The following is a 22,940-nucleotide window of genomic DNA, read 5'->3' as shown; positions in this document are numbered from 1 at the left end:
ATCCTTCTGCGATTGAGAGCAGAGGCATCATGATTATCCAAAGCGGAAACCCGAAAATGAATCACCAGAACAACAACTTGAAACCCAGAACTCCGCATAACGGTGACGCGGCATATTATGTTTTATCCCAAGCTTGGGATAACACGTAGTCGCGCGGCGTTAGCGCGCCCTCGACCAGCTCGTCCTCCTGGTCCATCGTCTCAAGCCGGCGCTTCAGCAGGCTCTCACCTGTCGAGACAACCTGGATGACGCAAGCCTTGCCCGCCGCCAGATCGTCCTTGATGGCGTGGATGATGCTTGGAGCCTTCATGCCCATCAGGAGATGGTTGAAGAAGCGCTGTTTCGTGCTCTCGAAGCGAGATTTGGCCGAGGCGCGTGCGGCCGAGGCATTGGTCTCGCCCGAGGCATCGTTGACGCCGGTCGCAGTCAACGCGGCTTCGAGATTGTGGTGGATCGTCCGAAACGCACCCGCGTATGCATCGTAGATCTCGATCTGGGCCGGGGTGAGCGCGTGTCCGAGTACGTCATACTCCACCCCATCAAAGCTGAGGGCACGTGCCGTGTAGAGGCCGAGCGTCTTGAGATCACGCGCGACCACCTCCATGGCAGCCACGCCGCCGGCTTCCATCGCTGAAACGAAACCCTCGCGGCTCGGGAAGGGGTATTCGGGGCCTTGCCCCCAGAGCCCTAGCCGCGCGGCATAGGCGAGATTGTGCACGCTCGTGGCACCCGTGGCCGAGATGTAGAAGACGCGGGCGCGGGGTGCTGCCAGTTGCAGCCGCAGGCCCGCAAGGCCCTGCTGCGAGGGTTTGACCCCCCTGCCCTGCTCGGACCCGGCCGCGTTCTGCATGGCATGGGCCTCATCAAAAGCGAGGACGCCTTCGAAGTCTTCACCCATCCAGTCGAGAACCTGGCTCAGTCGCGTGGTACCGCATTTGCCCGCGGACCGCAGCGTGGCGTAGGTGACAAAGAGGATACCGTCGCCCATCGGGATCGGCTGGTCTGGTTTCCATTTGGAGAGCGGCTGAATGTCGGCGGGCGAGCCGCCGAGATCGGTCCAGTCGCGGATCGCGTCCTCGATAAGCGTGGCGGATTTGGAGACCCAGATCGCCTTCCTGCGCCCGGAAAGCCAGTTCACGAGAATGAGCCCCGCGCATTCGCGGCCCTTGCCGCAACCGGTGCCGTCGCCGAGGAAATAGCCAAGGCGATAGGCACGTGCATCCGGGTCATCATCGGCGCGCGTCAGCTTGGTCTGGTCGTCATCGATGGTAAACCGACCGGGCAGATCACGCCCATGGGCATCATGCGCCATGATGATGGTCTCGAGCTGCGCCTCGGAGAGATCTCCCTCCTCGATCAACCGTGTGGGCAGGCGCAAGTCATCACTGCCCGTGTTTGAGGGCATGGGCGGGGCAACCGAGGCCATGGCGATGCTTTCGACGAGCGGGGTGGGATGTTCCTGCGCACCCGCGATCTCGATCCGCTGCGGACGGTAGCGCGCATAGATGTCCGAGATCGGCGTGTTGTCGCGCGGGATATCAAGGCTCGTGAAAACTAGCGGGACAACGGCATTGGCCCGGGGTTTGGAGGCGGCGACAGGCGCAGCGGCGGTCTTGCGCGGAGCAGAGGATGGAACGGTCGGCCGCCCGTTAGGGATCGCCGCTGCCTGTTGTACGGGGCGCATCTCGGTCCGGGTTGAGGCCACAGCATCAACATATGCCAAGGCTTCATCCAGATCCCGCACAGGGACGCGGATCATTTCGCCGTCCTCCTGCACCTTGTCGAAGACCATCAGCTGGGTTTCGACAGAGGTGCCGAGCTTGCGGTAGACCTGCCCCGGCATCGTCAGCGCCAATCGTGGCGTCAGGAGACCGCAGGCGCGGGACCAATGCGCGGCATCGCGTTCGGGCGTGAACCCCGGCGGCATGATCGCCACCAGGCGCCCACCTGGTGCCAGGCGCTTTGCAGCCGCGATGAGATGTTTGGCAGCGATGTGCTTGTCGCGGGATCGGTCGACCGAGGAGGCGAAGGGCGGATTCATCACCACGACGTCGGGTAGAACCGGCGTCTGCAGCAGATCATCGATATGCTCGCCGTCATGGCCTGTGACCTCGCCGCCGAAAACCGCGCGCAGGAGGCGCTGGCGAACGGGGTCGATCTCGTTGAGCAGAAGCGTGGCACCGGCCCGGGCGGCGAAAGCAGCCAGTGCACCGGTGCCCGCCGAGGGCTCCAGAACGGTCTCGCCCTTGCGGATCGCCGTGGCCTGCAAGACCAGCGCCGCAAATGGCAGCGGCGTGGAAAACTGCTGCAGCCGGATCTGCTGCTCGGAGCGGCGGGTTTCCGTCAGGAGCCGCGAGGCAAGCAGCTTTGCAGCGGCGATGTCACCTGCCGCGCCGTCCCCACGCAGCAGCACCTGAACAGCCGCGGCCTGCATCAGGTCATATGCCATGCGCCAGTCCCAGGCACCGCCGGCATCGCTGCCATGGAACGTCTCGCGCATGATACGCGCGAGCGCTGAACTGCGCAGGGGCTGGTTGTCGACCTCCGCGCCGATCTGCGCGAGGGCAGAGGTGAGGTTAGCGTCGGATTCAACAGGATTGGGGAGCGTTGAGAGAGGCTTGGACATGGGAAATTCCTTTGGATCAGGGGCTGAGTTCCAAAGGACAAAAAGCCCGCTCTACACTTTGAAGGCGTAGAGCGGGCAATTTCTTAGCGGGGGGCCTGCACCCCGATCATGGCCACTGCTGCGCAGCATGAAGAACGCGCAAAATGGTCACCATCTCAGGGCTTTCAGCATAAACCACGATGTAGTTCGGCCGAACAACCATCTCCCTAGTCCCGTCCACACGGCCCGCGCGGTACATCTGAGGGCGTTCTGGAAGGAGGGACGTCTTGTGTTCAATCTCGTCTTTGAGAACTTGGGCGGCATCCGGGTTGTCGTCAGAGATGTAGTCAATGATTGCCAGCAAGTCGGCTATGGCCGTGGCTTTCCATTCAAGATTTGGCAAGGCGCTTCCCGTCAATCAATGCCTGGGCGTCTTGCATCGCCTTGGCATGGGGCGTTGTGGGCCTTGGATCGTCCAGCGCTTCCTGTACCTTCGCCCTGAACCAGGCGTCATAGGCATCCGGATCAGCGGTCAATCCGGCAGGCAAGCCGCCTTCTGCGGCCACGCGGGTCAGAAGAATACGCACCGCGTCGGAGAGCGTCAGACCGACGCCCGCAAGTGCGTCCGAAGCCTGTGCTTTCAGCTGATCGTCAACACGGACATGAAGCATGGATGTTTGGGCAGGCATGGATGGTCCTCCAGTTGATGGAAGTGTTGTATCTCATTTGAGATACGAATTCAAGTCGGCAGTATGTGCGCGCGTGGTCCCGTGGTGTTGTCTCAGCGGGAAACTCAGCCACCCTGCCCCGCCAGGAACTCCGCCAGCACAGGACTGGCCTCGCCTTTTGCGGAGCTGAGCAACTCCGAGCCCACAAGCGTCTCTTTCGACAGGCGCACGAGGCCGCCGGTTTCCTCGATGCGGTAGCAGCGGCGTTTTTGCCGCCCCCGCTTGTAGTGCGTCGCGGTGACGATCTGGCATGTACTGCCATCGGTGAGCGTCACGGGCGTGGCGAGCCTGATCTTGTCGCCCTCCTCGTAGTCCGGGATCGCAGCCCAATTCCGGCAGCGCTGACGCCAGTCCTGGGCGTAGCTGTCCGGGTCTTTCAGGTCGGAGAGAAGCTCGATCAGCCCAAGCGGAGCACGAGATTCGTTCGGGCCAGCACTTTCCTCCATGTCCTTGTAGCCCCAGCAGCCGTCATCGTATCGGGTGAGGAAGACAGCCCCGAAAGTGATGGAGCCATCCGCATCGGTGACATAGGTCGTGTCTTCGACAGGGGTGCCGTCGAGATTGGTGACCTTTGCCGCCGCATACCAGGTTGAGCCGACCTTGCAGGCCTTGACCAGTTCAGTTTTGCGCGTGTCGCCATGAGAGGTGCAGAGCCTGGCGATTTCCGCTTTCTCATCCGCGTAGGTCTGAACGCGGCGATCGGTGTAGAAAAGCCAACCCATCACGCCACCCTCCGGTCATCGAGTTCCATTAGGGCATCGAGCGGCACGCGGTAGGGCTGCATGGCGTCGAAATCCTCGCAATTGCCGCAGTTCTGCACGATCGCGAAGGTGTCGCAGGCATCCTTGAGGATGACCCGGAAGGTGCCGCCGAGGCCCGAGGGCACCTCGTAGGTCCCGCCGATGAGATAGTCCGAGGCCCGGCGCACGAAGACGCGGATGCTGTGGCCATCGGTGGCCAGCCGGATGGCCCCCCGCCCCGGTCGATGAGAACCTGCACGTCATCCAGGATGTCGGTGTAGAACTGGCCGGTCAGATCGCGAAACGCCATGCGGCGCTGCGCCATCCAGTCGGTGTCCCGAAACGGGTTCATGCCGTCGGCGAAGGCGAAAGAGGGATCGGCCTGTTCGGTGGTGACGATTCGGGTGGTCGTGCCATCGATGCCGTTTGAGCGCAGATGCACACCATTGCCGACGATGAGGATCAGGGCGGGCCTGTCCACGGGCCCGTTCCAGTTGGGCAGGAAGGTTTTGCAGGCGCGCGCATGGGCAATCTGCGCCGCAACTGCGGAGGCAGAGAACTTGAGAATAGCCATGGGGATGTCTTTCCGTTGGGTGTGGGAGGGTCGACCCGCGCGGGTGGCATGGTCCACGCGCGGGTCACTTGATGGCTCAGGCCGCTTGCGCGACCTCGCCGTCAGGTTCCGGGGTTTCCGTGATCGGCACCGTCTCATCACAGGCGCCACCGGCGGTCTGCATCATGGGCGGGCACCAGGCGGCCACGGCCGCGCGCTGTGTATCCGTCAGCGTGGCGAAGGGTTCAGCGAAGAGCTTGTCACAAAAGGCGACGATCTCCTTCTTGCTCGACGAGGCCAGCGTCACCGCCTCCTGGGTCAGACCCAGATCCTCGCCGAGGATCTTCAGGAGCCAGGCCTTCTTGAAGCGATTGAACAGCGCCGCATTCGGCGTCCAGTGGGCGCGGATGTCGGGCATGATCTCGATCTCGAAGTCATGCATCAGGCTGTCGCGCTGGCGGTCCCGCGCGAAGCAGGATTGCGTGGTGCTGGCGGTTGCAAAGGCGACGAGCTTGGCCTTCTCGCCGGCCTCCAGCGCGCGAAACGCCGCGAACTGATCGGCGGGCGCGCGGGTGTCATCGAGCCAGGACAGATCGAGCGCATCATGCGCCGCCGCCACCTGCTCGAGCGAGGTCTCGTCGATCTCGTCCATCTTGGCATGGCTGCGGTATTCCTTGCGGGCCTCGATCTTGATCGCCTGCGTGACACTCATGCCGCTGGCCAGAACGTCACTGACCAGCTTGAAGAGCGTCAAATCGAGCGTGGCCTCGGGATGCAGCGCCATCGCGGCGCCAAGGGCCATGGCCCGCTCGGTCTTGAGGTCTTCAGCCAACGAGGCTGGGTAGCTGATTTCGCCCGGGTCCGGGGCCTCCTCCCCGGTTGGGCTAGCCGAGGAGCCGCGCGCGCCCTCCTCTTTGACGGTGTCTTCCGGGCGGACGAGGCCCACATGGAGCGTGATCTGCCCACCCTGCCACGAGGCGATCACCCCAGACCGCGCGAGGTCCTCGGCGCTGTAGGCCTCCTGCAGATCGCGGGCTTCCTCTTCCAAGGCATCCACGCGATCGTAAAGCGCGTTGTAGGCACCGTCCTCGAGCCCCTCATCCTCCATCTCGAGCTGCAATTTCTCAAGCTCGGCGGTGATCTCATCGATGCGCTTCTGGGCAGCCTCATCCGGCTCGATCGGGCCGGGATAGACGCGGCCGTAGTCGGCCATGGTCGCGTAATCATAGCGCACCATCGCATCGGCCCAGGCAAAGCCCAGCCTCATACGGGCCTCTTCGGCAGCGGCACCGAGCTTCTCGAGCAGGATGGTCTCGACCAGAGCCGCATCCTCAAGCACGGAATGCTCATCCAGCAGATCGGCTGCGACGGCACCGCCACGCGCCTCGTAGTCCGCGCGCACGAAAGCCCCGATATCGTCGCTGACCTGCACGCCGCGGGATTTGAGGGCCTGACGGACGGTATAGGCCTGCAGATAGCCGCCGTCCTTCGTGAGCGCCTCGAAGACCTCGCGCTGCGCCTCCTGGCTTGGATGCTCAGCAAAGGCCTTCATCGTGTCGAGCGTGATCACCTTGCCCCGAGCCGCGGCGCGGATGTCGGGGTGGATCAGGCCATAACGCAACCGGCCTTTCACGGCCGCCACCGTGGTGCCGAAGGTCTTTGCGATCGTCTCGGGCGTCTGGCCGTCGACCTCCATCATCCGGGCGAAAGCCTCGAACTCGTCAATCGCGTTCATGGGGGCCTGGGTGATGTTCTCGGCCAGCGACAGGGCCGTGGTGACGTCGCAGTCTTCCGGCACAAGGCGGCAGTCGATCTTGGTTTTCGCCGTGAACCCCTTCGCGGCCTTGTCTGCGACCAGCTCCTTCAGGGCTGCATGGCGTCGGCCACCGGCCAGGACGGCGTATTTGCCGTCGAGCTTCTGGACCATGAGCGGCTGGAGCAGGCCCAGCACAGCGATACTGGCCTTCAGATGGGCGATGTTTTCGGGGTCATAGGTTTCCGGCGCGTTGCTGCGCACATTGGCAGGATGCGGGACCAGATCGCCGATGGCGACGGTGAGAGGGGCAAAGTTCGTGGTCATGGGGTATCCTTCCAGGTGGGTGAGGTGGGGCCCGCGCCTTCACGCGCGTGTCCAATCCCCGGCTTCAGGGATCACTACGACAAAAGGCCCACTTTCCCTTTGAGGGGTCAGCGGGCCTTCATCGTCTCAGATGTCAGGGGGGAGGAGTCCCCTGCCCTACCAGTCGCGCGCCAGCATGATGGTCAGCACGCGCATGGTGGTGGCGGGATTGTCCGGGGTCTCAGCCCCGTAGCGGAAATCCGAATCTGCCTCATAGAGATCGATTTTCCAGAACACGGTCTCTCCCCGGATCTCGACCGCCCCGAAATCGTGCCAGCCTTCCGGGTCATTCTCAGGCTCGAATGTCTCGAACTCACCGGTCGCCTTCACCGCCTCGGCCATGAAGCCGTCACCGGCCTCCATAAGCGCGCGGGTGACATGCATGCGGCCCTGGATGGGCTGCGCGGGCGGCACCCCAAGGCACGCGAGCTTGCGAAACGCGTCGTTTTGCGCCGCGATCACGGTCGGATCCGGACGGTCTGGCTGGGGTTGAACATTCATGGACATGGGGATCTCCTTTGAGAGGTTTGAAACACCCTTCTCAAAGCCCACTTTTCCTTTTCCGCTTGGCGGAGGAACCCGGTCCAAACCTGCCCGAACCAAACAGTTCCAATAGTCCGCTCTGCGGACTTTTCGGGCTTTCGCTGCGCCGTTCACGAAGGTCCGTTGCCCCTCTTCTTTAGGGTGGACTAAGCATCGAGTAACGCATCGATCACCGCGCATTCTGGGGCAGCATCGCCGGTGCATCGCGCAACAGTGTCCGACAGGACGCGCTCGATGCGCTGCAGATCGGCAATCTTGGCCTGAACGTCAGTCAGATGATCTTCGGCGATGATCTGCACCTCGGCGCATGTCCGGGATCGGTCATCGACCAGCCCAAGCAGCCCGCGAACCTCTTCGAGAGAAAAGCCTAGATCGCGGGACCGCATGACGAATTTCAGCCGCTTGACGTGGGCATCGTCGTAGCTTCGGTAGCCCTTCGTACTGCGCGGCGGGTCCGGCATGATCCCGATTTTCTCGTAATAGCGAATGGTTTCCAGGTTGCAGCCCGTTGCGCGGGCCAAATCGCCCCGCCGAATTGATCTCACGCTTGTGTTACTCATTGTGCCGAAAAATCCCTTGAGCCTGTATCAACTACAGACCCTAGAACGGTGGAAACATCTGTTCAAGGAAGATTCGATGGAACAACATTTGGCGGAACTTCCGCAATCTCAGTCGCAGAAAATTGGCGACGAAACCACCAAGGGATGGGGCGTGACCGGCCTCGGCGTCCTCGGTGCGCTGGCGATGACTTCTTGCTGCATCCTTCCATTGGTGCTGGTCAGCTTTGGCGTGACAGGCGTGTTCATCGCGCAGCTCGGGGCGCTCTATGCCTACAAATGGTACACCTTCGCGCTGAGCGCCGCGTTTTTGGGATACGGCTTCTACAAGGCTTACAAGCCTGTAGATGCCGAGGCCTGTGCCGATGGCACCTGCGCCCGCCCCATCGACCGCCGCATCATGCGCGCAACCCTCTGGGCCGCTTCCGCGATTGTCGCTGTCGCCATGATCTTTCCCTACATCACCCCCTTCATCCTGAAATTCTGAACGAGGACCATGACCATGAAGCATCTCCTGTTATCCGCCCTGGCCATCGTCGCACTCTCGACCCCGGCCCTCGCTGAAGAGCGCCAGGTCGAGATCGCCGTCAGCGAACTGACATGCCCGTCCTGTTCGTTCATTGTTGCCAGCTCGATGCGCGGTGTTCCGTCGGTCGAGATCGCCGCATTCGAGGACGGCCCCGAATACGGGCAGGGTGTTTACAGCGTGACCTACGATGACGCCGAAACTTCCATCGAAAGCATCATCGGCGCGGTGACGGCCAATGGCTATCCGGCGCAGGTGCTGCCCGACACAGCCTCCTGAGCCGCCTGCAATGCGTGACAATCTCCTGCAATGCGTGACAATCTGATGGGTGGCCTGCTGGCCTTCGGAATAGCAGCTCCGGTCGTGGTCGTCTGCTGCGGCGGCGGAACTGCCGTGCTTGCAGCGTTGTTCGGCGGCGTTGGGGCTTGGCTCTCTGGAATGAGTGGCATTGCCGTGCTGGTTTTGGCGGGTCTGACCTACCTGATCGTCCGCGCACTGCGTCGTTCGCAAATGAAACGCGCCTCCGGCCCCGACCCATCACAAAGAAAGACGGCTCCTTGACTAACACACCTGAAAATTCCGACCGTCTGCTGAAATGGGGGCTTGGCGGTGCGCTCTTCGCCGCGCTCTGCTGCTTTACACCGCTTCTGGTCGTCATCGTCGCTGGCGTCGGATTGTCGGCCCTCACGGGCTGGCTCGATTACGCCCTGTTCCCGCTGCTGTTTTTCAGCCTCGCCGTGGTGGCACAGGCCCTTTGGCTGCGCGCTGGCAAACCGGGACCGGCCCCGAAACTTTGGGCCACCGGCCTCGCGGTGGCCCTGTCGATCCTGATCATTCTTCTCGAATTCAGGTTCGCAATACGGATCACAATCGGCGTTTTCGCCGCCACAGCACTCTACGCGGTTCTCCTGAACCGTGCGCAAAAGAAAGGATCGCTCTTATGATGATGGGATGTTGCACCGCCACCGGCATGGTCTTCGGCCTCCTCGGCATGTTGACACCGCTGATCGCCATCGGCGCGGTCATATATCTGCTCGCCGCCAGACCAAAAGACCCCGAACATGGCGAGGCGCGCTGAGATGAAAGACCTGAACAAAAACGACGATGAACAGGGCGGCTATGACCTGATCGTTCTTGGGGCCGGATCGGCGGGGTTCTCCGCCGCAATTACCGGCGCGGATGCCGGAAAGCGTGTCGCCCTCGTAGGACATGGCACCATCGGCGGAACTTGCGTCAACGTGGGATGCGTGCCCTCCAAGGCGATGATCCGTGCGGCAGAGGCCGTGCACTGTGCGGGGGCTGCCAAGCGGTTCCCCGGCCTGTCGGGACGGGCACAAGTGGATGATTGGCAGACGCTCGTTCAGTCCAAGGACGATCTGGTCACGACCCTGCGCCAGAAGAAATACGCGGACCTTCTGCCGGAATATGAGGATGTCGATTACATCGACGCCGGTCCCGCGCGGCTGATCGAAGGTGGCGTGACAGTCGGTGAGCGAACCCTGAAAGCACCGAGGACCATCATCGCCACGGGCGGGCGTCCCGTTCTGCCGACCATCGACGGCATCGAGGAAATCGGCGCGCTCAACAGCACCAGTCTTCTGGAACTCGAAGTACTGCCGAAAAGCCTGATCTTCATCGGCGCGGGCTACATCGGCGCGGAGCTGGCCCAGATGATGAGCCGCATGGGCGTGAAGGTCACGCTTGTCGCCCGTTCGCATCTGTTGCCCGGCGCGGAACCAGAGGTCTCGGAGGCATTGGCGGCGGCGTTCGAGGCCGAAGGCATCACCCTTCTGACCGGGTTAAGCTACGACACTGTGCGCCGCGACGACGCGGGCGTGACACTGCGCGTGATCCAGAACGGAAAGCCTGTCGAAGTGACGGCGGATCACCTCGTTTCGACCGCTGGCAGGCGGGCCAATACCAAAGATATGGGCCTGGACGCAATCGGCGTGGAAACCGACGCGCGTGGGTCCATCGTCGTCGGCGAGGACATGCAGACATCGGTGCGCGGCATCTATGCCGCAGGCGATGTGACCGACCGCGACCAGTTCGTCTATATGGCGGCCTATGGTGCAAAGCTCGCGGCCAAAAATGCGGTTCTCGGCGAAGACCATCGCTACGACAACGCCGCGATGCCCTGGGTGGTGTTTTCCGACCCGCAGGTCGCGGGCGTCGGTCTCGGTGAAGCCCAGGCGCGGGACGCGGGCCTCGACGTCAAGACGTCCATCGTACCGCTCGATCAGGTGCCGCGCGCACTGGCCGCACGCGACACGCGCGGATTGATCAAGCTGGTGGCGGACAGAAAGTCCGACCGGCTGCTTGGCGGCCAGATCATCGCGCCCGAGGGGTCCGATACGATCCAGACCCTCGTTATGGCGCTGAAGTTTGGCATGACCACAAAGGCGCTCGGGGAGACGATCTTCCCCTATCTGACGACCGTGGAAGGGCTGAAGCTGGCGGCGCAAACCTTCGATATGGACGTGGCAAAGTTGAGCTGCTGCGCCGGATGAAGATCAGGACAAGGACCGGAGAATGAATGAAGACTACGACCTGATCGTCATCGGGGCGGGCATGGCGGGCGTGGCCGCGGCCAACAAATGTGGCGCGGCAGGATGGCGTGTCGCCATTGTCGATGCGCTGCCCTACGGCGGCACCTGCGCATTGCGCGGCTGCGATCCAAAGAAAATCCTGCGGCGCGGTGCGGAAATCATGGACGCGGCACGGCTCATGCAGGGCAAGGGGATCGATCCCGGTGATCTGTCGATCAACTGGGCCGATCTGATGGCACACAAGCGTGGCTTCACCGATCCCGTGCCGGACAAGATGGAAAAGGGCCTGTCGGGCAACGGCGTCGAAACCCTGCATGGAGCCGCGCGGTTCACGGGAAGCAACACGCTGGAGGTCGATGGAACGGCATATCAGTCGGAACGGTTCCTCGTGGCCGCCGGTGCCATGCCCAGGCCGCTGAGCTTCACAGGGGCCGATCTCGTGATCGACAGCACGGATTTCCTCAACCTGGAGGCCCTTCCCAATCGGGTTCTTTTTATCGGTGGCGGCTTCGTGTCCTTCGAGTTTGCGCATATCGCCGCACGGGCCGGAGCCAACCCGATCATCGTGGATCGTGGCGCCCGGCCCTTACGCGGCTTCGATCCCGATCTGGTCGAAATGCTGATCGACCGCAGCGGCGGTATCGGCGTGGACCTGATGCGCGAAACCGAAATCGTATCGGTCTCGGAAGCCAGTAGAGCATTCACTGTCGAGGTGAAGTCGGGCGATGAAACCCGAACAATCGAAACCGATCTGGTCGTGCATGGCGCGGGCCGTGTGGCAGCCCTGGCCGATCTGAATCTTGAGGCGGCTGGTGTTGATTACAGCGACAAGGGCATCGTTGTAGCCCCGCATCTGCAAAGCACGACAAACAGCGCGGTCTTTGCCGCCGGAGATTCCGCCGACACCGATGGCATGCCGCTGACGCCAGTCGCAGTGATCGAAGGGAAGGTCGCGGCCTCCAACATGCTCAAAGACACTCAGACCGCACCGGATTATGCCGGTATTCCTACAGCCGTTTTCACAGTCCCGGAAGTGGCGCGTGTCGGCATGTTGGAAAGTGAGGCAAGGGACGCCGGGTATGATGTCGATGTTCGGTTCACCGACACTGGCGATTGGTATTCGAACTACCGGATCGGCGAGACCTCTGCTGCCGCGAAGGTCCTCGTGGACAAGTCGAACGGCAAGATCCTCGGCGCGCACCTGTTCGGCCCGGAATACGGCGAACTGATCAATTTCTTCGGGCTGGCAATCAAGCTGGGCCTGGCGGCCAAGCAACTTAAGTCGATGACGGCGGCCTATCCAAGTGTTGGATCGGATTTGGGCTCGCTTCTCTGAATTTGAAAGATTTTTCGCAATAGACCCGATCCTCCTCGGAACGTATGTCTGGCCCGATGAAGACGGTTCTTATCTACTTCGCCGCTGCGCTGGCCGAAATTGCCGGATGCTTTGCTTTCTGGGCCTGGTTCCGGCTGGACAAGAGCGTGTTTTGGTTGGCACCGGGCATGCTGTCCCTTGCCGCTTTCGCCTGGCTACTGGCGCTCAGCCCCGCCGATCAGGCGGGCCGCGCCTATGCAGTCTACGGTGGCGTTTACATCGTATCGTCCCTGCTGTGGCTATGGGGCGTAGAAGGGCATCGCCCGGATCAATGGGATGTAGTTGGAGCGGTCATTTGCCTTGTCGGTGCGGGTATTATTCTCTGGGCACCGCGCAGTATTTGAGAGGCAGCCGCAGACGGGGTGAAGCGCTGAATCGTTCGATTAGATCGCCTTTTGGTTCACGCGTTCCGACAACTCGGCGCTGCTTTCCCTCCGCATCGCGGCTGCGATCAAGCAGGTTTTCTACCGCCCTCGAAAGCAGCGATACATCCTTTACGCAGCATCGGTCAAAGTGGGCTCGAAGCTGCCATTTTCTGCGTTGCGGAAGAGCATAGGTCATGCTGCCTCAGCGCCCTCCCCTGCCCTGCACGCCTCCGATCTGGCGATCAGATAGTCGCAGGCCCGCTGCGCGTCCGCGGCGTGCCGGAAGATTGCGCCCTTGTCCGACCGAAGAACGCGCAACCAGTTGTGGAGGTAGGCGGCATTCATCTCGAGCGTATGCGCGGTAAAGCCCAGCGTCTGACCCAGGAACACCGAGGTCAATTCCGCGACGATCTCCTCGCGAGCATAGGACGTGTTGCCAAACTTCGAGAACCCGAAATCGCGGTTCAGCCGATGGGGGGCTTTTGTGGCATGGGCCAGCTCATGGGCCCAGACCCCGTAGAAATTGCGCGGGTCCTGAAACCGCGTGATGGACGGCATGTAGACCTTGTCCACGGGCGGCAGGTAGTAGGCTTCCCTGCCGGTAAAGACGGTCGTGATGTCGATGGCGTCGAAAAACGCCTGCATATGCGGGATGGGCTCGGACGGCGGATGCTCGGGCACGGGCTCCGGGTCGGGGAAGAAGCTGTCGGGCAAGCCCTCGATCTGGCAGGCATTGAACACGCGGTAGGATTTCTGAAAGCGGAAGATGCGGGCTTGCTCGGAGCGAACATCCCCGTCGCTGCCGTCGTTCTCGCCGTCGGCGCCTTTCTGGCTTTGGCCGTAATAGACGACGACAGAGGACTTCTCGCCCTTGCGAACCTTTGCGTCCAAGGCATTGGCCTGCGGCAGCGTCATCCAGAAGGGAGAGCTGTGGCCCGCCATCACGGTCCGCATGGTCAGCAGGAAGTTGTTCACCCCCTGGTAGGGCTCACCGCCCACGCGCAGGGGGCGTGAGCTGCCGCCTGCGGTCCAGGGCTTGCGCCATGGCAGGACGCCGCGCTCGATGATGCGGATGATTTCGTTTGTGATGACCTCTGAGGCATCGAATTTGGGCGTACGGGATCGGGCCATGGCTGGCCTCCTTTTCGAGTTTTGGTGAGAGGGAGTGGTGACTAGGTTGACCGACAGGGGCGCGGATCGTTGGCGATCCTGCCACCGAGGGCTTCGACCATGTCGATGTAGGTGGTCAGCGACACGGACTTGCCGGGACCCGAAGAGTCAGGGTCGACCGATCCGTCCCGCGTCACCCGCGGCAGGTTCGCGAAGGCGATGACATCAGTGACGAGTCGGATATCGATGAACGGCGTGCCACGTGCGACCGCAAGAGTGGCCAAGGGAAAGCGCTCGATCGGCGCGAAGGTCGACACGGTGGTCCAACCGAGATGGAGGAATGTCCCACCCTCCCCGCAGATCACATGCGCGTTTGGCAATGACGCCGCCTGCTTCAGATAGCCGAGATCACGCAGGACGGTCTGGCGTTCGAGCCGCTGTGCCAGCGCCCTCTGGCCAGTTCGGCGCAGCTCTCTATGCCGCCACCAGGAGGCGGCGGTTGCGCGGAGCACGCGCAAGACACCTGATTGCATAGGAATGCCCTTCATCCGGAACGGCAGACCGGAACCCGGCCCGGACCCATCTGAGGGACCCCAAAGGCCCTCATCCGTCAGTCACAAAACCCGAAGAACACTTTCTCTTTTTCCGGCCCCTTTGGGCACACAACAAAACCGAAAAGCCCGGCCCTTCTGCCGAAGCCATTGATTTCATGCAGCAATTCCAGATCGGCAGGCAAGATCGGCAACGCATATCGGCAAAACCTTGCTTGAAAGTACGAAATGTGTTTATTTTTCAAATACTTTGCAAACATGGAAGATCGGCAAAATGCTGGAAACACCCGCCAGGATCGAACCCTGCTTCTTCGAGGAGCATATTCCTACAGAACTGGCAGACCTTTCGGTCGACATCCAGAGGGAAGCCACCGGGCTGGGACAAGGGTTGCATCCTGACAGCGCAGCTGAGCTTGCCGATCTCGTCCGTGTGATGAACTGCTATTACTCCAACCTGATCGAAGGACACAACACGCGCCCCCGCGATATCGAAAGGGCGCTGGCTGGTGCCGAGCTTGAGGAAGAAACCCGTCCCCTCGCCCTTGAGGCCCGGGCGCACGTCATCGTTCAACGGGCCATCGACGAGATGCATCGCAAGGGCACCCTGCCCCGCCCCACATCCGTCGAATTCCTGACTTGGGTCCATAAGAGCTTCTACGACGAGATGCCGAATGAGTTTCGGGTCATCGAACATCCCGACGGCACACAAGAGCCCATCGTTCCGGGACGCATGCGCCAGGATGATGATCGGGAAGTTGTGGTCGGGCGCCACCTACCTCCTTCATCGTCGCGCGTCGCGGCATTCATGGACCACTTCGACAAACGATTTCAGATTGCGGCGCGGTCTTCGAGCGGACGGATCATTGCGATCGCCTCTGCGCATCACCGGCTCAACTACATCCACCCTTTCCCGGATGGTAACGGCCGTGTCAGCAGACTGATGTCTCATGCCATGGCCCTCACAGCGGGGATTGGTGGCCAAGGGCTCTGGTCCGTATCACGTGGGCTGGCCCGCGGGCTAACCGATCGGGGCGAGTACAAACGGATGATGGATCTGGCCGACAGTCCACGCCGCGGAGACCGCGACGGACGGGGGAACCTGTCAGAAGCGGCACTGAAGACGTTTAGTGAATGGTTCCTAAAGGTGACGCTCGACCAGATCAGCTTCTCAGCAAGATTGTTCGATCTCGGCGGATTGGACCAACGGTATCGTCGTCTTGTTGCAGATACCATCGATGACAAGCGAGCGCCGGAACTAATCTCGGCGGTTCTTCGTCATGGGGCACTGGAACGAGGCGATGCGCAGATTGTGCTCAAGACGTCCGAGCGTACTGCTCGCAACACGCTGAGTAAACTGACCGCCGCCGGATACATGACGTCCGTCTCGCCGAAGACGCCGGTTCGGTTGGCGTTTCCGTTGGATTATCGAGAGCGGCTCTTTCCAAACCTCTTTGGAGACGGTGACATGCCCGTGTGACTGGCAACCGAAGCACCCTGTTTCTGGCCAAGTCCGCGAGCGCTGCCTCTGACCGTGTTGGAAAGAAGTTCACAGCTGTGAACTATCCCGAGCTATCCTACTTGTCAGCCGAGTTCACAGCTGTGAACTCATCATGCAGCATCCCGCCGCATCAAGGCCATGATCATCGGACCGCAGGAGAACTCCCCAATTGCTGCCTTTGAAGATAGGGTTCTCAAGTAGCCTCCAGGTGATCGGATATCCGCAAACCGTTCAAGCATTGCAACGATCACAACAGACGCTTCTTCGGGACCCATATAGCGTTTCGCCTCGTCCCACGCGGACGGGGAAATACCCATCATGGGCCTGACCACATCAGCTACACGGACCAGATCGTGCCAGTGGCGAACAGGCTGCTCGGAATAAGCTTTGAATTCCTGACAGGAGGCGAGGACGAGACCAAGCGGTATATTCGGCATCAGTTGATCGTCAGTAATTGCCGTTGGGTTCGCCTCATCTTCAGAACACAGAGGGCTATCGGCAACTTCTGGAATATCGCGCGCAACGCCTCCGCCCCGCGCTTTTTCTAAGCGAGGTTCAAGATCATAAGAGTCTTTATTTGAATTCTGATAGTGCTGCTCAGAAACAGCATCATTGGTGCTCATATTTTCTGTTTCACAGCCATCCAGAAGGTTTCTGGCGTGATCTAAGGCTGACCCCAAAGAGTCTTCGATGCGCCTAAGGTCTTCCATTTCGAGTTTTCTGCGAAGATCTCGGGCCATTAGGACCGCAAGATCAGAGAATTGGTCCCAGACGCCCTGATCCGGACGAAGTGAGCGCCCGTACTCGGCCAGCCCTGCGAGGTCACGCCGCATGAGGCTCACAGTGGCACGTAGGCGCTTGTACCGCTCTTCTGCGGCCCGGACGGTCTCAGCGGCCTCACAAACCTCCTGGAAGCGTCGAACGAGCGGAGAGAGGTCGAACCCAAACGCAACCTTTTCGTCGCCGTAGCGGCGGGCATAGCGCTTCCCATTGGGGCTATCGCGCCGGACAACAAAGCCAGTCTGCACAAGGTTGGAGAGGTGGCGCCGCATCGTCGAGCAGGGCATGCCGTTCAGGCGCTCGCAAATCGCCTTGTTGGACGGATGTACAATCAATTCGCTGTCATTGCCTCCGAGAATTGTCGCTTGGTGAAAGCTGACCAGCGCCTGAAGCACCGTCAAATCCCGATCGGACAAGCCGAACGCGACTCGAGCGGCAGCGAGCTCCCTCAGGACCTCCCACTTGTTGGCGCCGACTGGGGGCAGGTCTTCCTGGGTCGCTGCCTGATGTTTCAGGATGGCAGCATCTATCGTTCGCCGGAACGGCGTTACGGGCGTGTAGTCCATTTTGTCATTCACGAAGACAAAAATATCCCGGTCCGCGAATCACTTTGGACTTGCGGAAAGTAGCTCCGGACACTACCTTGAAGGTGCTAGAAACAAGTTAGGGTCTCGTGGAGTGGTCGCTTTGCGGGACCTTTTCTTTTGCCTTTTCGTGCCTCCTTCTTTGATTTCTGCTCTTCCTCAGTCTTCCGACCGCTGCTTCCAGCGTTCGTGAAGGTCTTCAATCATGTCATGCACTTGCGTCTCGACCCAATCGGCGAAGTCTCCATCCGCCAACTCGATCGATAGGCCCTTGGCAGTGCGTTTGACCGTGCCGCCGCGTTTGCCGCCGATCTTCAGCGGGACGCTGGAAGGTGGGGCAGGGGAGGGCGACTTGGCCGGTTTAATCGCCTTGGTCACAGCCTTTTCTACGGCCAGGAACGATTGGATGGACGGGTCATTGGTAGAGGCAATGTCATCCACCACCATGGAGGTCTCGGCATTTTCACGTGCCTCTTTCGCGATCCCGATAAGGTCCTCGCGGTCCAGACCATTCTCGTCGATGGCCCGACCAAGGGATTCCCATCGGGGTCGGCCAATGCCATGGGCGGCGCCAATGGCGCGTACCAGATCCGGCCCGACCATGTCCGCGATCGCGATCGCCATAGATATGGACGACTTCGTGACGGTAAGAATTTCTGCAACCTGAGATTGATTTCCGAAGCCGGACGACACAAGGTCCTTTGCGAACAGGGCCTTTTCAATAAAAGACAAATCGCGCCGACCCATGTTCTCCGAAATCTGAGCACGCAGAGCGCTGTCGTCATCCAGGTTGGTGACTAACGCGCGAACCTTGGTAACCTTATCGGACTGACGGATCGCCTCCAGCCTGCGTCGCCCATAGACCAAAAGGTAGCGATCATCTTCACCCGGCGCACGTCGCACGAGGATCGGAACAGTCTGACCGTTCGCCTCAATCGCATCGCGCAAATCCATTACATCGGCCGGGTCAAGCCGGTCCGCCATACGCCCGTCTTCGATGCTCGCCGGGTCCAGTTCCCAAACATGATGGGAATCGACCGCGTCGCGGGCGGACCGAAGGGCGCGATTCGAGGTCATCATCGGTGTCACAGCACCTGTCTGAGGGGCAGGGGAGGGGGCCCCAGCTGCCGCGAGACTGTCCAGCATTGACATGCGCTTCTTCTTGCCACTGGTCATGTGCGCCCCCAGGTTTTCTGGATTAGGTCGGCGATCTCGTCATTTAGCGTATTCAGGCTCTCAATCGCGCGATCATAGGTGGAACGCGTGAACGCGCTGCGTTCCACTTCATAAAGTGTCTGCTTGGTCAGGCCCGCATCTGAGATGGCTGTAGACTTCAACATGGGCGAATTCAGCACGGCTTCGCCGTACATTGTTCGCAGGAAAGCCACGATGCGGTTCTGCGGCGCATCCTGCGGCTCGTAGCGGGTCAAAACATAGCGCATCCAGTCATGAGACATGTCAGCGCCGCTCTCGGCAATCACGTCCATGAGGTCGGCTGTCATGCGGAGGAATTGCGACATGGACATCACATCGAGCATCTCTGGATGGATGGTCACCAGAACGCCCGTGGCCGCGGACAGGGCGGACATGGTCAGAAAGCCAAGCTGCGGCGGGCAATCTATGACGACCACGTCGTAGTCCTCATCGACCTGGGCCAGCGCCTCCTTCACGCGGAAGAAGAAAAGTCCGGCATTGCCCTGCGCCAGCGCGCGCGGGGTGTCGTGCTCGAACTCCATCAATTCGAGGTTGCCGGGGATCAAGTCCAAATTGGGGATATAGGTCTTGCGGATGACCGACCGGATCGGCTCCGGGTCCTCATAGCGGATCGCATCGTAGAGAGTGCCGCCATCTTCGAGGTCCAATTCCGGCTGAACGCCGTGCAGCGCGGTGAAGGAAGCTTGTGGGTCAAGATCAATGCCCAGCACACGATATCCGCGCAGGGCAAGCCGTTGGGCGAGATGGGCAGAGGTTGTTGTTTTTCCGGACCCGCCCTTGAAATTCATCACGCCGATGACCTGAAGATGATCACCCTCTCGTCGTCCGGGAACGTAATCGCCCGGCTTGCGAGCGGTTTTTTCAAGGAGCACACGCAGCGCTTGGATATCCTGCGCCGAGTAAAGACGACGGTTGCCGGCGGTCAGCTCGGGAGAAGGCCCTTTGCCATCCAAGTTGAGTTTGCGAAGATAGGAATCGTTTACGCCGAGCAGCGCCGCAGCCTCACCAGAGGTGAATTTGCGCATGGTCTTCTCGGCATCGGGTGGAAACAGGCTCTCACGTTGCGAATGCAACTGGTTCGCCAGCCATTCCGAATGCTGGCGGATCACCGCGTTGAGATCCTCATGCACAAAGGTATTATCCATCTGCCCTCTCGCTTCCGAGACATCGCGTCTTTGGCGTGTTCACGGAAATTGACGTTTTTTGTCTCGTTTCCGTGACTATTGGCGCAAGAGTCGGATTCGCGCAAGGTTTTTCCACATCTAGTGGGCGGGTCGTCACCGAACACAAGGCTGTTAGGCTTCCTGCTGCATGGTGTAACGCACCGCATCTCACGAAAAGGGACAGGGGAGAACTCTTGTCGGAGGGCTCCAGCATGGCTTTGAGCGCACCAGAGCTTGCCTTTTGGCAGTTCTGGATATACATTATTGGATGTTTATCCATGCATGAGAGGACAAGATGCAAGTTGCCAAATGGGGAAACTCCCTTGCCGTCCGGCTACCCGCGGATCTTGTGAGAGAACTCGGCTTAAAGGAAGGCGATCAGGTCGACCTGGTAAAGGACGATGGAACCATTCTTGTGAGACGCCAACCTCGCGCCGATGAAGTTCTACAAGGGCTAAGGCGGTTTCGCGGAAAACTGCCCAAGGACGCGCGTCTAAGCCGCGACGCCGCGCATGAGCGCTGAATTCGCAGACACGAATGTTGTGCTCTACCTGCTCGACGATGGTCCAAAGGCTGAGAGGGCGGAGGAAATTCTGGGGCAGGGACCCCGGATCAGCCTTCAGGTCCTGAACGAAGCGATGGTAAATTGCCGACGGAAAGCTGGTCTCAGTTGGGAAGATACCGGAGCGTTTCTTGAGGGTATTAAGTCCTTATGCCCTGTCGAGGACCTCACGATTAAAACCCATCAAGTGGGTCGCGCGTTGGCAGCGAAGTACCAGTTATCGGTCTATGACTCGATGATCGTGTCTGCCGCGCTGATCGCTGGGTGCACGACGTTATGGACTGAGGACATGCACGACGGATTGCTGGTCGAAGATCGGCTGCGCGTCGTCAATCCATTTGCCTGATCAGCAACCCAAGTCGCTCCGCCCGTTCCAACAGCATCCTGACGGAGGACGGTTGCCAGCTTGTACGTCCCCGTGGTGTCCGCTCACGCATGGATTCCAATCGGTCGCAGATCGCCTGTAGCGTGATATCGGGGTCCGAACCTTTGATGGCCGCCACGATGGCAGGCAGGCGATCGTCGGTTTCGCGGCGTCCGGCGCGGCCAAGCACTTCATCGGGCAGAAACCCGTCGCGCACATATGCCTTTACGGCGCGAAGCAAGCGGCTTTGCGTCCAGCGTCGATCATGGGGCAGGGGGCCATTGATAATCTGCAAGACGTCTTCCCAAGCCATATCGGGGCGCAAGCGGCGCACATGGGGTACCCAATCCTGCGCGGTCTCGTTCAGGCGCTCCATGTAGCCGTCCTGTCGCGCCAGCCGCACCTTGCGCAGCGCGACGGGATCCTTGGCGCTTAGCCCAGGATTGCCACCAACGCGACCCTTGGCGCGCGCAGAGGCAAGCCCGGCCTTTGTGCGTTCGCGGATCAGAGCGCGTTCGAACTCGGCTGCGGCGCCCAGAACCTGCAGCGTAAACTTGCCCTGCGGTGAGGACGTGTCGATCGGGTCTTGCAGGGAGCGGAAGAAGGCACCCTTCGCCTCCAGACTCTCGATCACCTCGAGAAGATGCGACAAGGACCGCGCAAGCCGGTCGATCCGCACGACGACCAGCGTGTCGCCGATCTGAACGCGTTCGAGAACGCGCGCAAGCACTGGCCGCGCGCGATTGCCGCCTGAGGCGTGTTCTTCGAAGATTTCGACGCATCCCGCGATTTGCAGGGCCTCAGACTGGGGCAGGGGTGTCTGATCCTCTGTCGATACGCGCGCATAGCCAATCAGGGGCATGAAATCCGGCCGTTTGCAATTTAAGATATCTCCAATAAACGACCGTTTGTAAACGGATGCAAGGGCGCTCTCTGTGGCGCTGTTTACTGGAATACCCTTGGTTTCCATACAGCGAGCGCGATCAGAGAGCCCTCCCCGACCATCGCCCGCGCGTGCTATATAGGTAGCGAGGGAGCACTCTGACAAAACTCTTGGGTAAAGTGCAAAATGGCAGTATTTTGCGCATATGAAGCCTCAAGCGCCCGCCAACTCTGATGATTCTGATGCTCTCTTCCTCGACGCTGAGGAGGTGGAACAGTCGCCCGAGAACGATCTTTGGTTCCTGCCCGGTCCCATGGAAGAGGAGCCGGATTATCTGCCCCCCGGACCACGGGCCGAGCCGCGTGAAGCTGAGGCTCTCGACGATTGGCGGAAAGCAGAGGCGGGTCATGTCGCGCATCTTGCCCGTGTGGCCGGTCGCGTCGGGGCGCTAGACGACCGTCTGAAGCGTGGCCCGGAAGGCTGGCGGCACAGGCTTGCGTTGATCGAGGCGGCAGACCTCAGCTGGTTTGCAGGCGACCGAATTGGCCCGGATCGGCTGGCGCTCTGGATATCCATGCGCTTGTCCGGCGTGCAGGACGACACCGCAGCGCATGCACGTGTCGGATGGGCGGTGCGGCGTCTTACAGGCGGTCCCGGCCCAGAGGTGGACCTGTCCGCCTTCCTCGATCGCCGTGACCCCGAAAACATGGTGGATGAAGCCGAGCCCTTCGCGGATCGCGCGGGCGGGTGGCTTGACCTGATGGCACAAGCCGCCGACCTGCACCCGATCACGCGTGCCTGCATGGGGTTTCACCTCTGGAGCCTCGCGGGCCTCGGACAGCAGAGCGACGGAATGGAAGCGGCGGTCACGGCGTCGCGCATTGCCGCGCATGAGGGCGAGGGGGCGATATTCGCACCCCTGGCCATGGGTGGGGCGGGGGCACTGCGCACCGGCGGCCCACCCGCTAACCGCCTGGCGCGCTGGCTCGACGGGATGGAAACGGCATGCCTGACCGCGATGCGTCACCTCGACGATATTGAGACATGGTCGGCGCGGGCGGAAGCCGAGATGAGCCCGCTCTCGGGCAAGACGCCACCAGCCCTGCGCGAAGTGCTGACCGACTGGCCCCTGGTCTCTGCCCCCATGGCCGAGGCCCTGACCGGAGCCAGCCGCGCCGCTGTCCAGCGCAACCTCGCCTGGATGGAAGCGCGGAATCTGGTCCGCGAGCTAACAGGGCAAGGACGGTTCCGAATGTGGCGCGCCACAAACTGACTGTCGAAGCGATCTGTGCGGCGCCCATGTCGCGTCTATCCGCAGCACGGCTGAAACGGTGAGGAGCACCGTTTTGCAGATGCTCGAGGTCAAAGAGTTCGGCTGATCGGCTGAGACAATTCGGCTATCGCAGCGTCCCCAACTACCATGAAAGCATTGTCGACTGGGTCGTGACCGGTCTACCAATATAAACCGGACAGACCATACAACGCTCCAAGCGACGAACGAGCCGTTGTCGCAATGGCCTGTCCAGTGATGTCTTCTTGAAGATTGCCTTCGGAAAGAGCAGGGGCAGGA

26 protein-coding genes and 1 pseudogene are annotated in these 22,940 nt (G+C 61.0%); 12 read left to right on the top strand and 15 right to left on the bottom strand.

Annotated elements, in window-relative coordinates; translation table 11 throughout:
- Positions 1-115 precede the first annotated feature (115 nt).
- The 8 genes and pseudogenes from CUR85_RS19305 to CUR85_RS19270 all read right to left on the bottom strand — a co-directional run bounded on the left by CUR85_RS19305 (position 116) and on the right by CUR85_RS19270 (position 7,848).
- Positions 116-2,626, bottom strand: a complete 2,511-nt coding sequence (locus CUR85_RS19305) for a strawberry notch-like NTP hydrolase domain-containing protein (protein ID WP_280323171.1) — start codon at positions 2,624-2,626, stop codon at positions 116-118.
- 106 nt (positions 2,627-2,732) lie between these two features.
- Complete coding sequence (locus CUR85_RS19300) at positions 2,733-3,008, bottom strand: type II toxin-antitoxin system RelE/ParE family toxin (RefSeq protein ID WP_071974127.1); 276 nt, start codon at positions 3,006-3,008, stop codon at positions 2,733-2,735.
- The gene (locus CUR85_RS19295) at positions 2,995-3,294 is read right to left on the bottom strand and encodes a type II toxin-antitoxin system RelB/DinJ family antitoxin (RefSeq protein ID WP_044353023.1); all 300 of its coding nucleotides are present in this window, start codon (positions 3,292-3,294) and stop codon (positions 2,995-2,997) included. Before CUR85_RS19295 ends, CUR85_RS19300 begins: the two co-directional genes overlap by 14 nt.
- A gap of 104 nt (positions 3,295-3,398) precedes the next feature.
- On the bottom strand, positions 3,399-4,055 hold the full coding sequence (locus CUR85_RS19290) for a DUF6927 domain-containing protein (RefSeq protein ID WP_280323170.1): 657 nt from the start codon (positions 4,053-4,055) through the stop codon (positions 3,399-3,401).
- Positions 4,055-4,647, bottom strand: a pseudogene (locus tag CUR85_RS19285) (regulator). Before CUR85_RS19285 ends, CUR85_RS19290 begins: the two are co-directional and overlap by 1 nt.
- Positions 4,648-4,723: 76 nt before the next feature.
- The gene (locus CUR85_RS19280; RefSeq protein WP_280323169.1) at positions 4,724-6,706 is read right to left on the bottom strand and encodes a ParB/RepB/Spo0J family partition protein; all 1,983 of its coding nucleotides are present in this window, start codon (positions 6,704-6,706) and stop codon (positions 4,724-4,726) included.
- A gap of 156 nt (positions 6,707-6,862) precedes the next feature.
- Positions 6,863-7,252 carry a DUF3768 domain-containing protein gene (locus tag CUR85_RS19275; RefSeq protein ID WP_057796627.1) on the bottom strand — a complete coding sequence of 130 codons (390 nt, stop codon included), beginning with the start codon at positions 7,250-7,252 and terminating at the stop codon, positions 6,863-6,865.
- Positions 7,253-7,434: 182 nt separating this feature from the next.
- The gene (locus CUR85_RS19270) at positions 7,435-7,848 is read right to left on the bottom strand and encodes a MerR family transcriptional regulator (RefSeq protein WP_153218054.1); all 414 of its coding nucleotides are present in this window, start codon (positions 7,846-7,848) and stop codon (positions 7,435-7,437) included.
- Between the two features lie 76 nt (positions 7,849-7,924).
- Here CUR85_RS19270 and CUR85_RS19265 point away from each other — a divergent pair, with 76 nt between their 5' ends.
- Genes CUR85_RS19265 through CUR85_RS19230 form a run of 8 tightly spaced genes read left to right on the top strand, consistent with a single transcriptional unit; the run spans position 7,925 to position 12,639 of the window.
- Entirely contained in the window at positions 7,925-8,332 is a 408-nt protein-coding gene (locus CUR85_RS19265; protein ID WP_007803565.1) for a mercuric transporter MerT family protein, read from the top strand.
- Positions 8,333-8,347: 15 nt separating this feature from the next.
- Positions 8,348-8,650, top strand: a complete 303-nt coding sequence (locus CUR85_RS19260) for a heavy-metal-associated domain-containing protein (protein WP_040545980.1) — start codon at positions 8,348-8,350, stop codon at positions 8,648-8,650.
- A 30-nt stretch (positions 8,651-8,680) separates the two neighbouring features.
- The gene (locus CUR85_RS19255; protein WP_072629817.1) at positions 8,681-8,932 is read left to right on the top strand and encodes a hypothetical protein; all 252 of its coding nucleotides are present in this window, start codon (positions 8,681-8,683) and stop codon (positions 8,930-8,932) included.
- A complete protein-coding gene (gene merF, locus CUR85_RS19250; RefSeq protein WP_280323168.1) occupies positions 8,929-9,315 on the top strand; it encodes a mercury resistance system transport protein MerF in 387 nt (128 codons plus the stop codon). The genes CUR85_RS19255 and merF overlap by 4 nt, the downstream gene beginning before the upstream one ends.
- The gene (locus tag CUR85_RS19245; protein WP_007803572.1) at positions 9,312-9,449 is read left to right on the top strand and encodes a hypothetical protein; all 138 of its coding nucleotides are present in this window, start codon (positions 9,312-9,314) and stop codon (positions 9,447-9,449) included. The genes merF and CUR85_RS19245 overlap by 4 nt, the downstream gene beginning before the upstream one ends.
- 1 nt (position 9,450) lies before the next feature.
- Positions 9,451-10,881, top strand: a complete 1,431-nt coding sequence (gene merA, locus CUR85_RS19240; protein ID WP_057796628.1) for a mercury(II) reductase — start codon at positions 9,451-9,453, stop codon at positions 10,879-10,881.
- Positions 10,882-10,903: 22 nt separating this feature from the next.
- Positions 10,904-12,256: a dihydrolipoyl dehydrogenase family protein gene (locus CUR85_RS19235; RefSeq protein ID WP_017467591.1), complete on the top strand. Its 1,353-nt coding sequence runs from the start codon at positions 10,904-10,906 to the stop codon at positions 12,254-12,256.
- A gap of 56 nt (positions 12,257-12,312) precedes the next feature.
- Positions 12,313-12,639 (top strand): YnfA family protein, encoded by a 327-nt coding sequence (locus tag CUR85_RS19230; RefSeq protein WP_040546036.1) that lies wholly within the window; start codon positions 12,313-12,315, stop codon positions 12,637-12,639.
- A 213-nt stretch (positions 12,640-12,852) separates the two neighbouring features.
- Here the strand turns inward: CUR85_RS19230 and CUR85_RS19225 are convergent, their stop codons facing one another.
- From CUR85_RS19225 to CUR85_RS19215, 3 genes are all read right to left on the bottom strand, one after another.
- Entirely contained in the window at positions 12,853-13,791 is a 939-nt protein-coding gene (locus tag CUR85_RS19225) for an ArdC family protein (protein ID WP_057796629.1), read from the bottom strand.
- A 41-nt stretch (positions 13,792-13,832) separates the two neighbouring features.
- Positions 13,833-14,318, bottom strand: a complete 486-nt coding sequence (locus tag CUR85_RS19220; RefSeq protein ID WP_057796630.1) for a hypothetical protein — start codon at positions 14,316-14,318, stop codon at positions 13,833-13,835.
- A gap of 62 nt (positions 14,319-14,380) precedes the next feature.
- A complete protein-coding gene (locus CUR85_RS19215; protein ID WP_268793849.1) occupies positions 14,381-14,506 on the bottom strand; it encodes a hypothetical protein in 126 nt (41 codons plus the stop codon).
- 89 nt (positions 14,507-14,595) lie between these two features.
- On the opposite strand from CUR85_RS19215, the gene CUR85_RS19210 reads away from it, so the two are divergent.
- Positions 14,596-15,798, top strand: a complete 1,203-nt coding sequence (locus tag CUR85_RS19210; RefSeq protein ID WP_057796631.1) for a Fic family protein — start codon at positions 14,596-14,598, stop codon at positions 15,796-15,798.
- 131 nt (positions 15,799-15,929) lie between these two features.
- Here CUR85_RS19210 and repC read toward each other — a convergent pair whose 3' ends face one another.
- The 3 genes from repC to repA form a co-directional block, all read right to left on the bottom strand.
- Positions 15,930-17,165: a plasmid replication protein RepC gene (gene repC, locus CUR85_RS19205; protein ID WP_057796632.1), complete on the bottom strand. Its 1,236-nt coding sequence runs from the start codon at positions 17,163-17,165 to the stop codon at positions 15,930-15,932.
- 177 nt (positions 17,166-17,342) lie between these two features.
- Entirely contained in the window at positions 17,343-18,359 is a 1,017-nt protein-coding gene (repB, locus tag CUR85_RS19200; protein ID WP_280323167.1) for a plasmid partitioning protein RepB, read from the bottom strand.
- Positions 18,356-19,543: a plasmid partitioning protein RepA gene (gene repA, locus CUR85_RS19195; RefSeq protein WP_027263652.1), complete on the bottom strand. Its 1,188-nt coding sequence runs from the start codon at positions 19,541-19,543 to the stop codon at positions 18,356-18,358. Before repA ends, repB begins: the two co-directional genes overlap by 4 nt.
- A gap of 313 nt (positions 19,544-19,856) precedes the next feature.
- On the opposite strand from repA, the gene CUR85_RS19190 reads away from it, so the two are divergent.
- Both CUR85_RS19190 and CUR85_RS19185 read left to right on the top strand, forming a co-directional pair.
- The gene (locus CUR85_RS19190; RefSeq protein WP_009815510.1) at positions 19,857-20,084 is read left to right on the top strand and encodes an AbrB/MazE/SpoVT family DNA-binding domain-containing protein; all 228 of its coding nucleotides are present in this window, start codon (positions 19,857-19,859) and stop codon (positions 20,082-20,084) included.
- Positions 20,074-20,469, top strand: coding sequence for a PIN domain-containing protein (locus CUR85_RS19185; protein ID WP_280323166.1), 396 nt, complete (start codon positions 20,074-20,076; stop codon positions 20,467-20,469). Before CUR85_RS19190 ends, CUR85_RS19185 begins: the two co-directional genes overlap by 11 nt.
- On the opposite strand, the gene CUR85_RS19180 is transcribed toward CUR85_RS19185, so the two are convergent.
- A complete protein-coding gene (locus CUR85_RS19180) occupies positions 20,453-21,349 on the bottom strand; it encodes a recombinase family protein (protein ID WP_057796634.1) in 897 nt (298 codons plus the stop codon). The genes CUR85_RS19185 and CUR85_RS19180 overlap by 17 nt on opposite strands.
- Before the next feature lie 226 nt (positions 21,350-21,575).
- Between CUR85_RS19180 and CUR85_RS19175 the strand changes: the two genes are divergently transcribed.
- Positions 21,576-22,643, top strand: a complete 1,068-nt coding sequence (locus CUR85_RS19175; protein ID WP_093743746.1) for a hypothetical protein — start codon at positions 21,576-21,578, stop codon at positions 22,641-22,643.
- Positions 22,644-22,940: the final 297 nt, after the last annotated feature.

The sequence above is a fragment of the Sulfitobacter faviae genome, assembly GCF_029870955.1.
Classification (GTDB): Bacteria; Pseudomonadota; Alphaproteobacteria; order Rhodobacterales; family Rhodobacteraceae; genus Sulfitobacter; species Sulfitobacter faviae.
Note: the sequence above shows the minus strand (reverse complement) of the source record. Positions and strands in the feature narration are given on the sequence as shown.

Excerpts from the sequence above, each read along its gene's own strand:
- CUR85_RS19305 (WP_280323171.1), bottom strand. The coding sequence starts at position 2,626 with ATGTCCAAGCCTCTCTCAACGCTCCCCAATCCTGTTGAATCCGACGCT.
- CUR85_RS19295 (WP_044353023.1), bottom strand. The coding sequence starts at position 3,294 with ATGCCTGCCCAAACATCCATGCTTCATGTCCGTGTTGACGATCAGCTG.
- CUR85_RS19290 (WP_280323170.1), bottom strand. The coding sequence starts at position 4,055 with ATGGGTTGGCTTTTCTACACCGATCGCCGCGTTCAGACCTACGCGGAT.
- CUR85_RS19280 (WP_280323169.1), bottom strand. The coding sequence starts at position 6,706 with ATGACCACGAACTTTGCCCCTCTCACCGTCGCCATCGGCGATCTGGTC.
- CUR85_RS19275 (WP_057796627.1), bottom strand. The coding sequence starts at position 7,252 with ATGTCCATGAATGTTCAACCCCAGCCAGACCGTCCGGATCCGACCGTG.
- CUR85_RS19270 (WP_153218054.1), bottom strand. The coding sequence starts at position 7,848 with ATGAGTAACACAAGCGTGAGATCAATTCGGCGGGGCGATTTGGCCCGC.
- CUR85_RS19265 (WP_007803565.1), top strand. The coding sequence starts at position 7,925 with ATGGAACAACATTTGGCGGAACTTCCGCAATCTCAGTCGCAGAAAATT.
- CUR85_RS19260 (WP_040545980.1), top strand. The coding sequence starts at position 8,348 with ATGAAGCATCTCCTGTTATCCGCCCTGGCCATCGTCGCACTCTCGACC.
- CUR85_RS19255 (WP_072629817.1), top strand. The coding sequence starts at position 8,681 with ATGCGTGACAATCTGATGGGTGGCCTGCTGGCCTTCGGAATAGCAGCT.
- CUR85_RS19245 (WP_007803572.1), top strand. The coding sequence starts at position 9,312 with ATGATGATGGGATGTTGCACCGCCACCGGCATGGTCTTCGGCCTCCTC.
- merA (WP_057796628.1), top strand. The coding sequence starts at position 9,451 with ATGAAAGACCTGAACAAAAACGACGATGAACAGGGCGGCTATGACCTG.
- CUR85_RS19235 (WP_017467591.1), top strand. The coding sequence starts at position 10,904 with ATGAATGAAGACTACGACCTGATCGTCATCGGGGCGGGCATGGCGGGC.
- CUR85_RS19230 (WP_040546036.1), top strand. The coding sequence starts at position 12,313 with ATGAAGACGGTTCTTATCTACTTCGCCGCTGCGCTGGCCGAAATTGCC.
- CUR85_RS19225 (WP_057796629.1), bottom strand. The coding sequence starts at position 13,791 with ATGGCCCGATCCCGTACGCCCAAATTCGATGCCTCAGAGGTCATCACA.
- CUR85_RS19220 (WP_057796630.1), bottom strand. The coding sequence starts at position 14,318 with ATGAAGGGCATTCCTATGCAATCAGGTGTCTTGCGCGTGCTCCGCGCA.
- CUR85_RS19210 (WP_057796631.1), top strand. The coding sequence starts at position 14,596 with ATGCTGGAAACACCCGCCAGGATCGAACCCTGCTTCTTCGAGGAGCAT.
- repC (WP_057796632.1), bottom strand. The coding sequence starts at position 17,165 with ATGGACTACACGCCCGTAACGCCGTTCCGGCGAACGATAGATGCTGCC.
- repB (WP_280323167.1), bottom strand. The coding sequence starts at position 18,359 with ATGACCAGTGGCAAGAAGAAGCGCATGTCAATGCTGGACAGTCTCGCG.
- repA (WP_027263652.1), bottom strand. The coding sequence starts at position 19,543 with ATGGATAATACCTTTGTGCATGAGGATCTCAACGCGGTGATCCGCCAG.
- CUR85_RS19190 (WP_009815510.1), top strand. The coding sequence starts at position 19,857 with ATGCAAGTTGCCAAATGGGGAAACTCCCTTGCCGTCCGGCTACCCGCG.
- CUR85_RS19185 (WP_280323166.1), top strand. The coding sequence starts at position 20,074 with ATGAGCGCTGAATTCGCAGACACGAATGTTGTGCTCTACCTGCTCGAC.
- CUR85_RS19180 (WP_057796634.1), bottom strand. The coding sequence starts at position 21,349 with ATGCCCCTGATTGGCTATGCGCGCGTATCGACAGAGGATCAGACACCC.
- CUR85_RS19175 (WP_093743746.1), top strand. The coding sequence starts at position 21,576 with ATGAAGCCTCAAGCGCCCGCCAACTCTGATGATTCTGATGCTCTCTTC.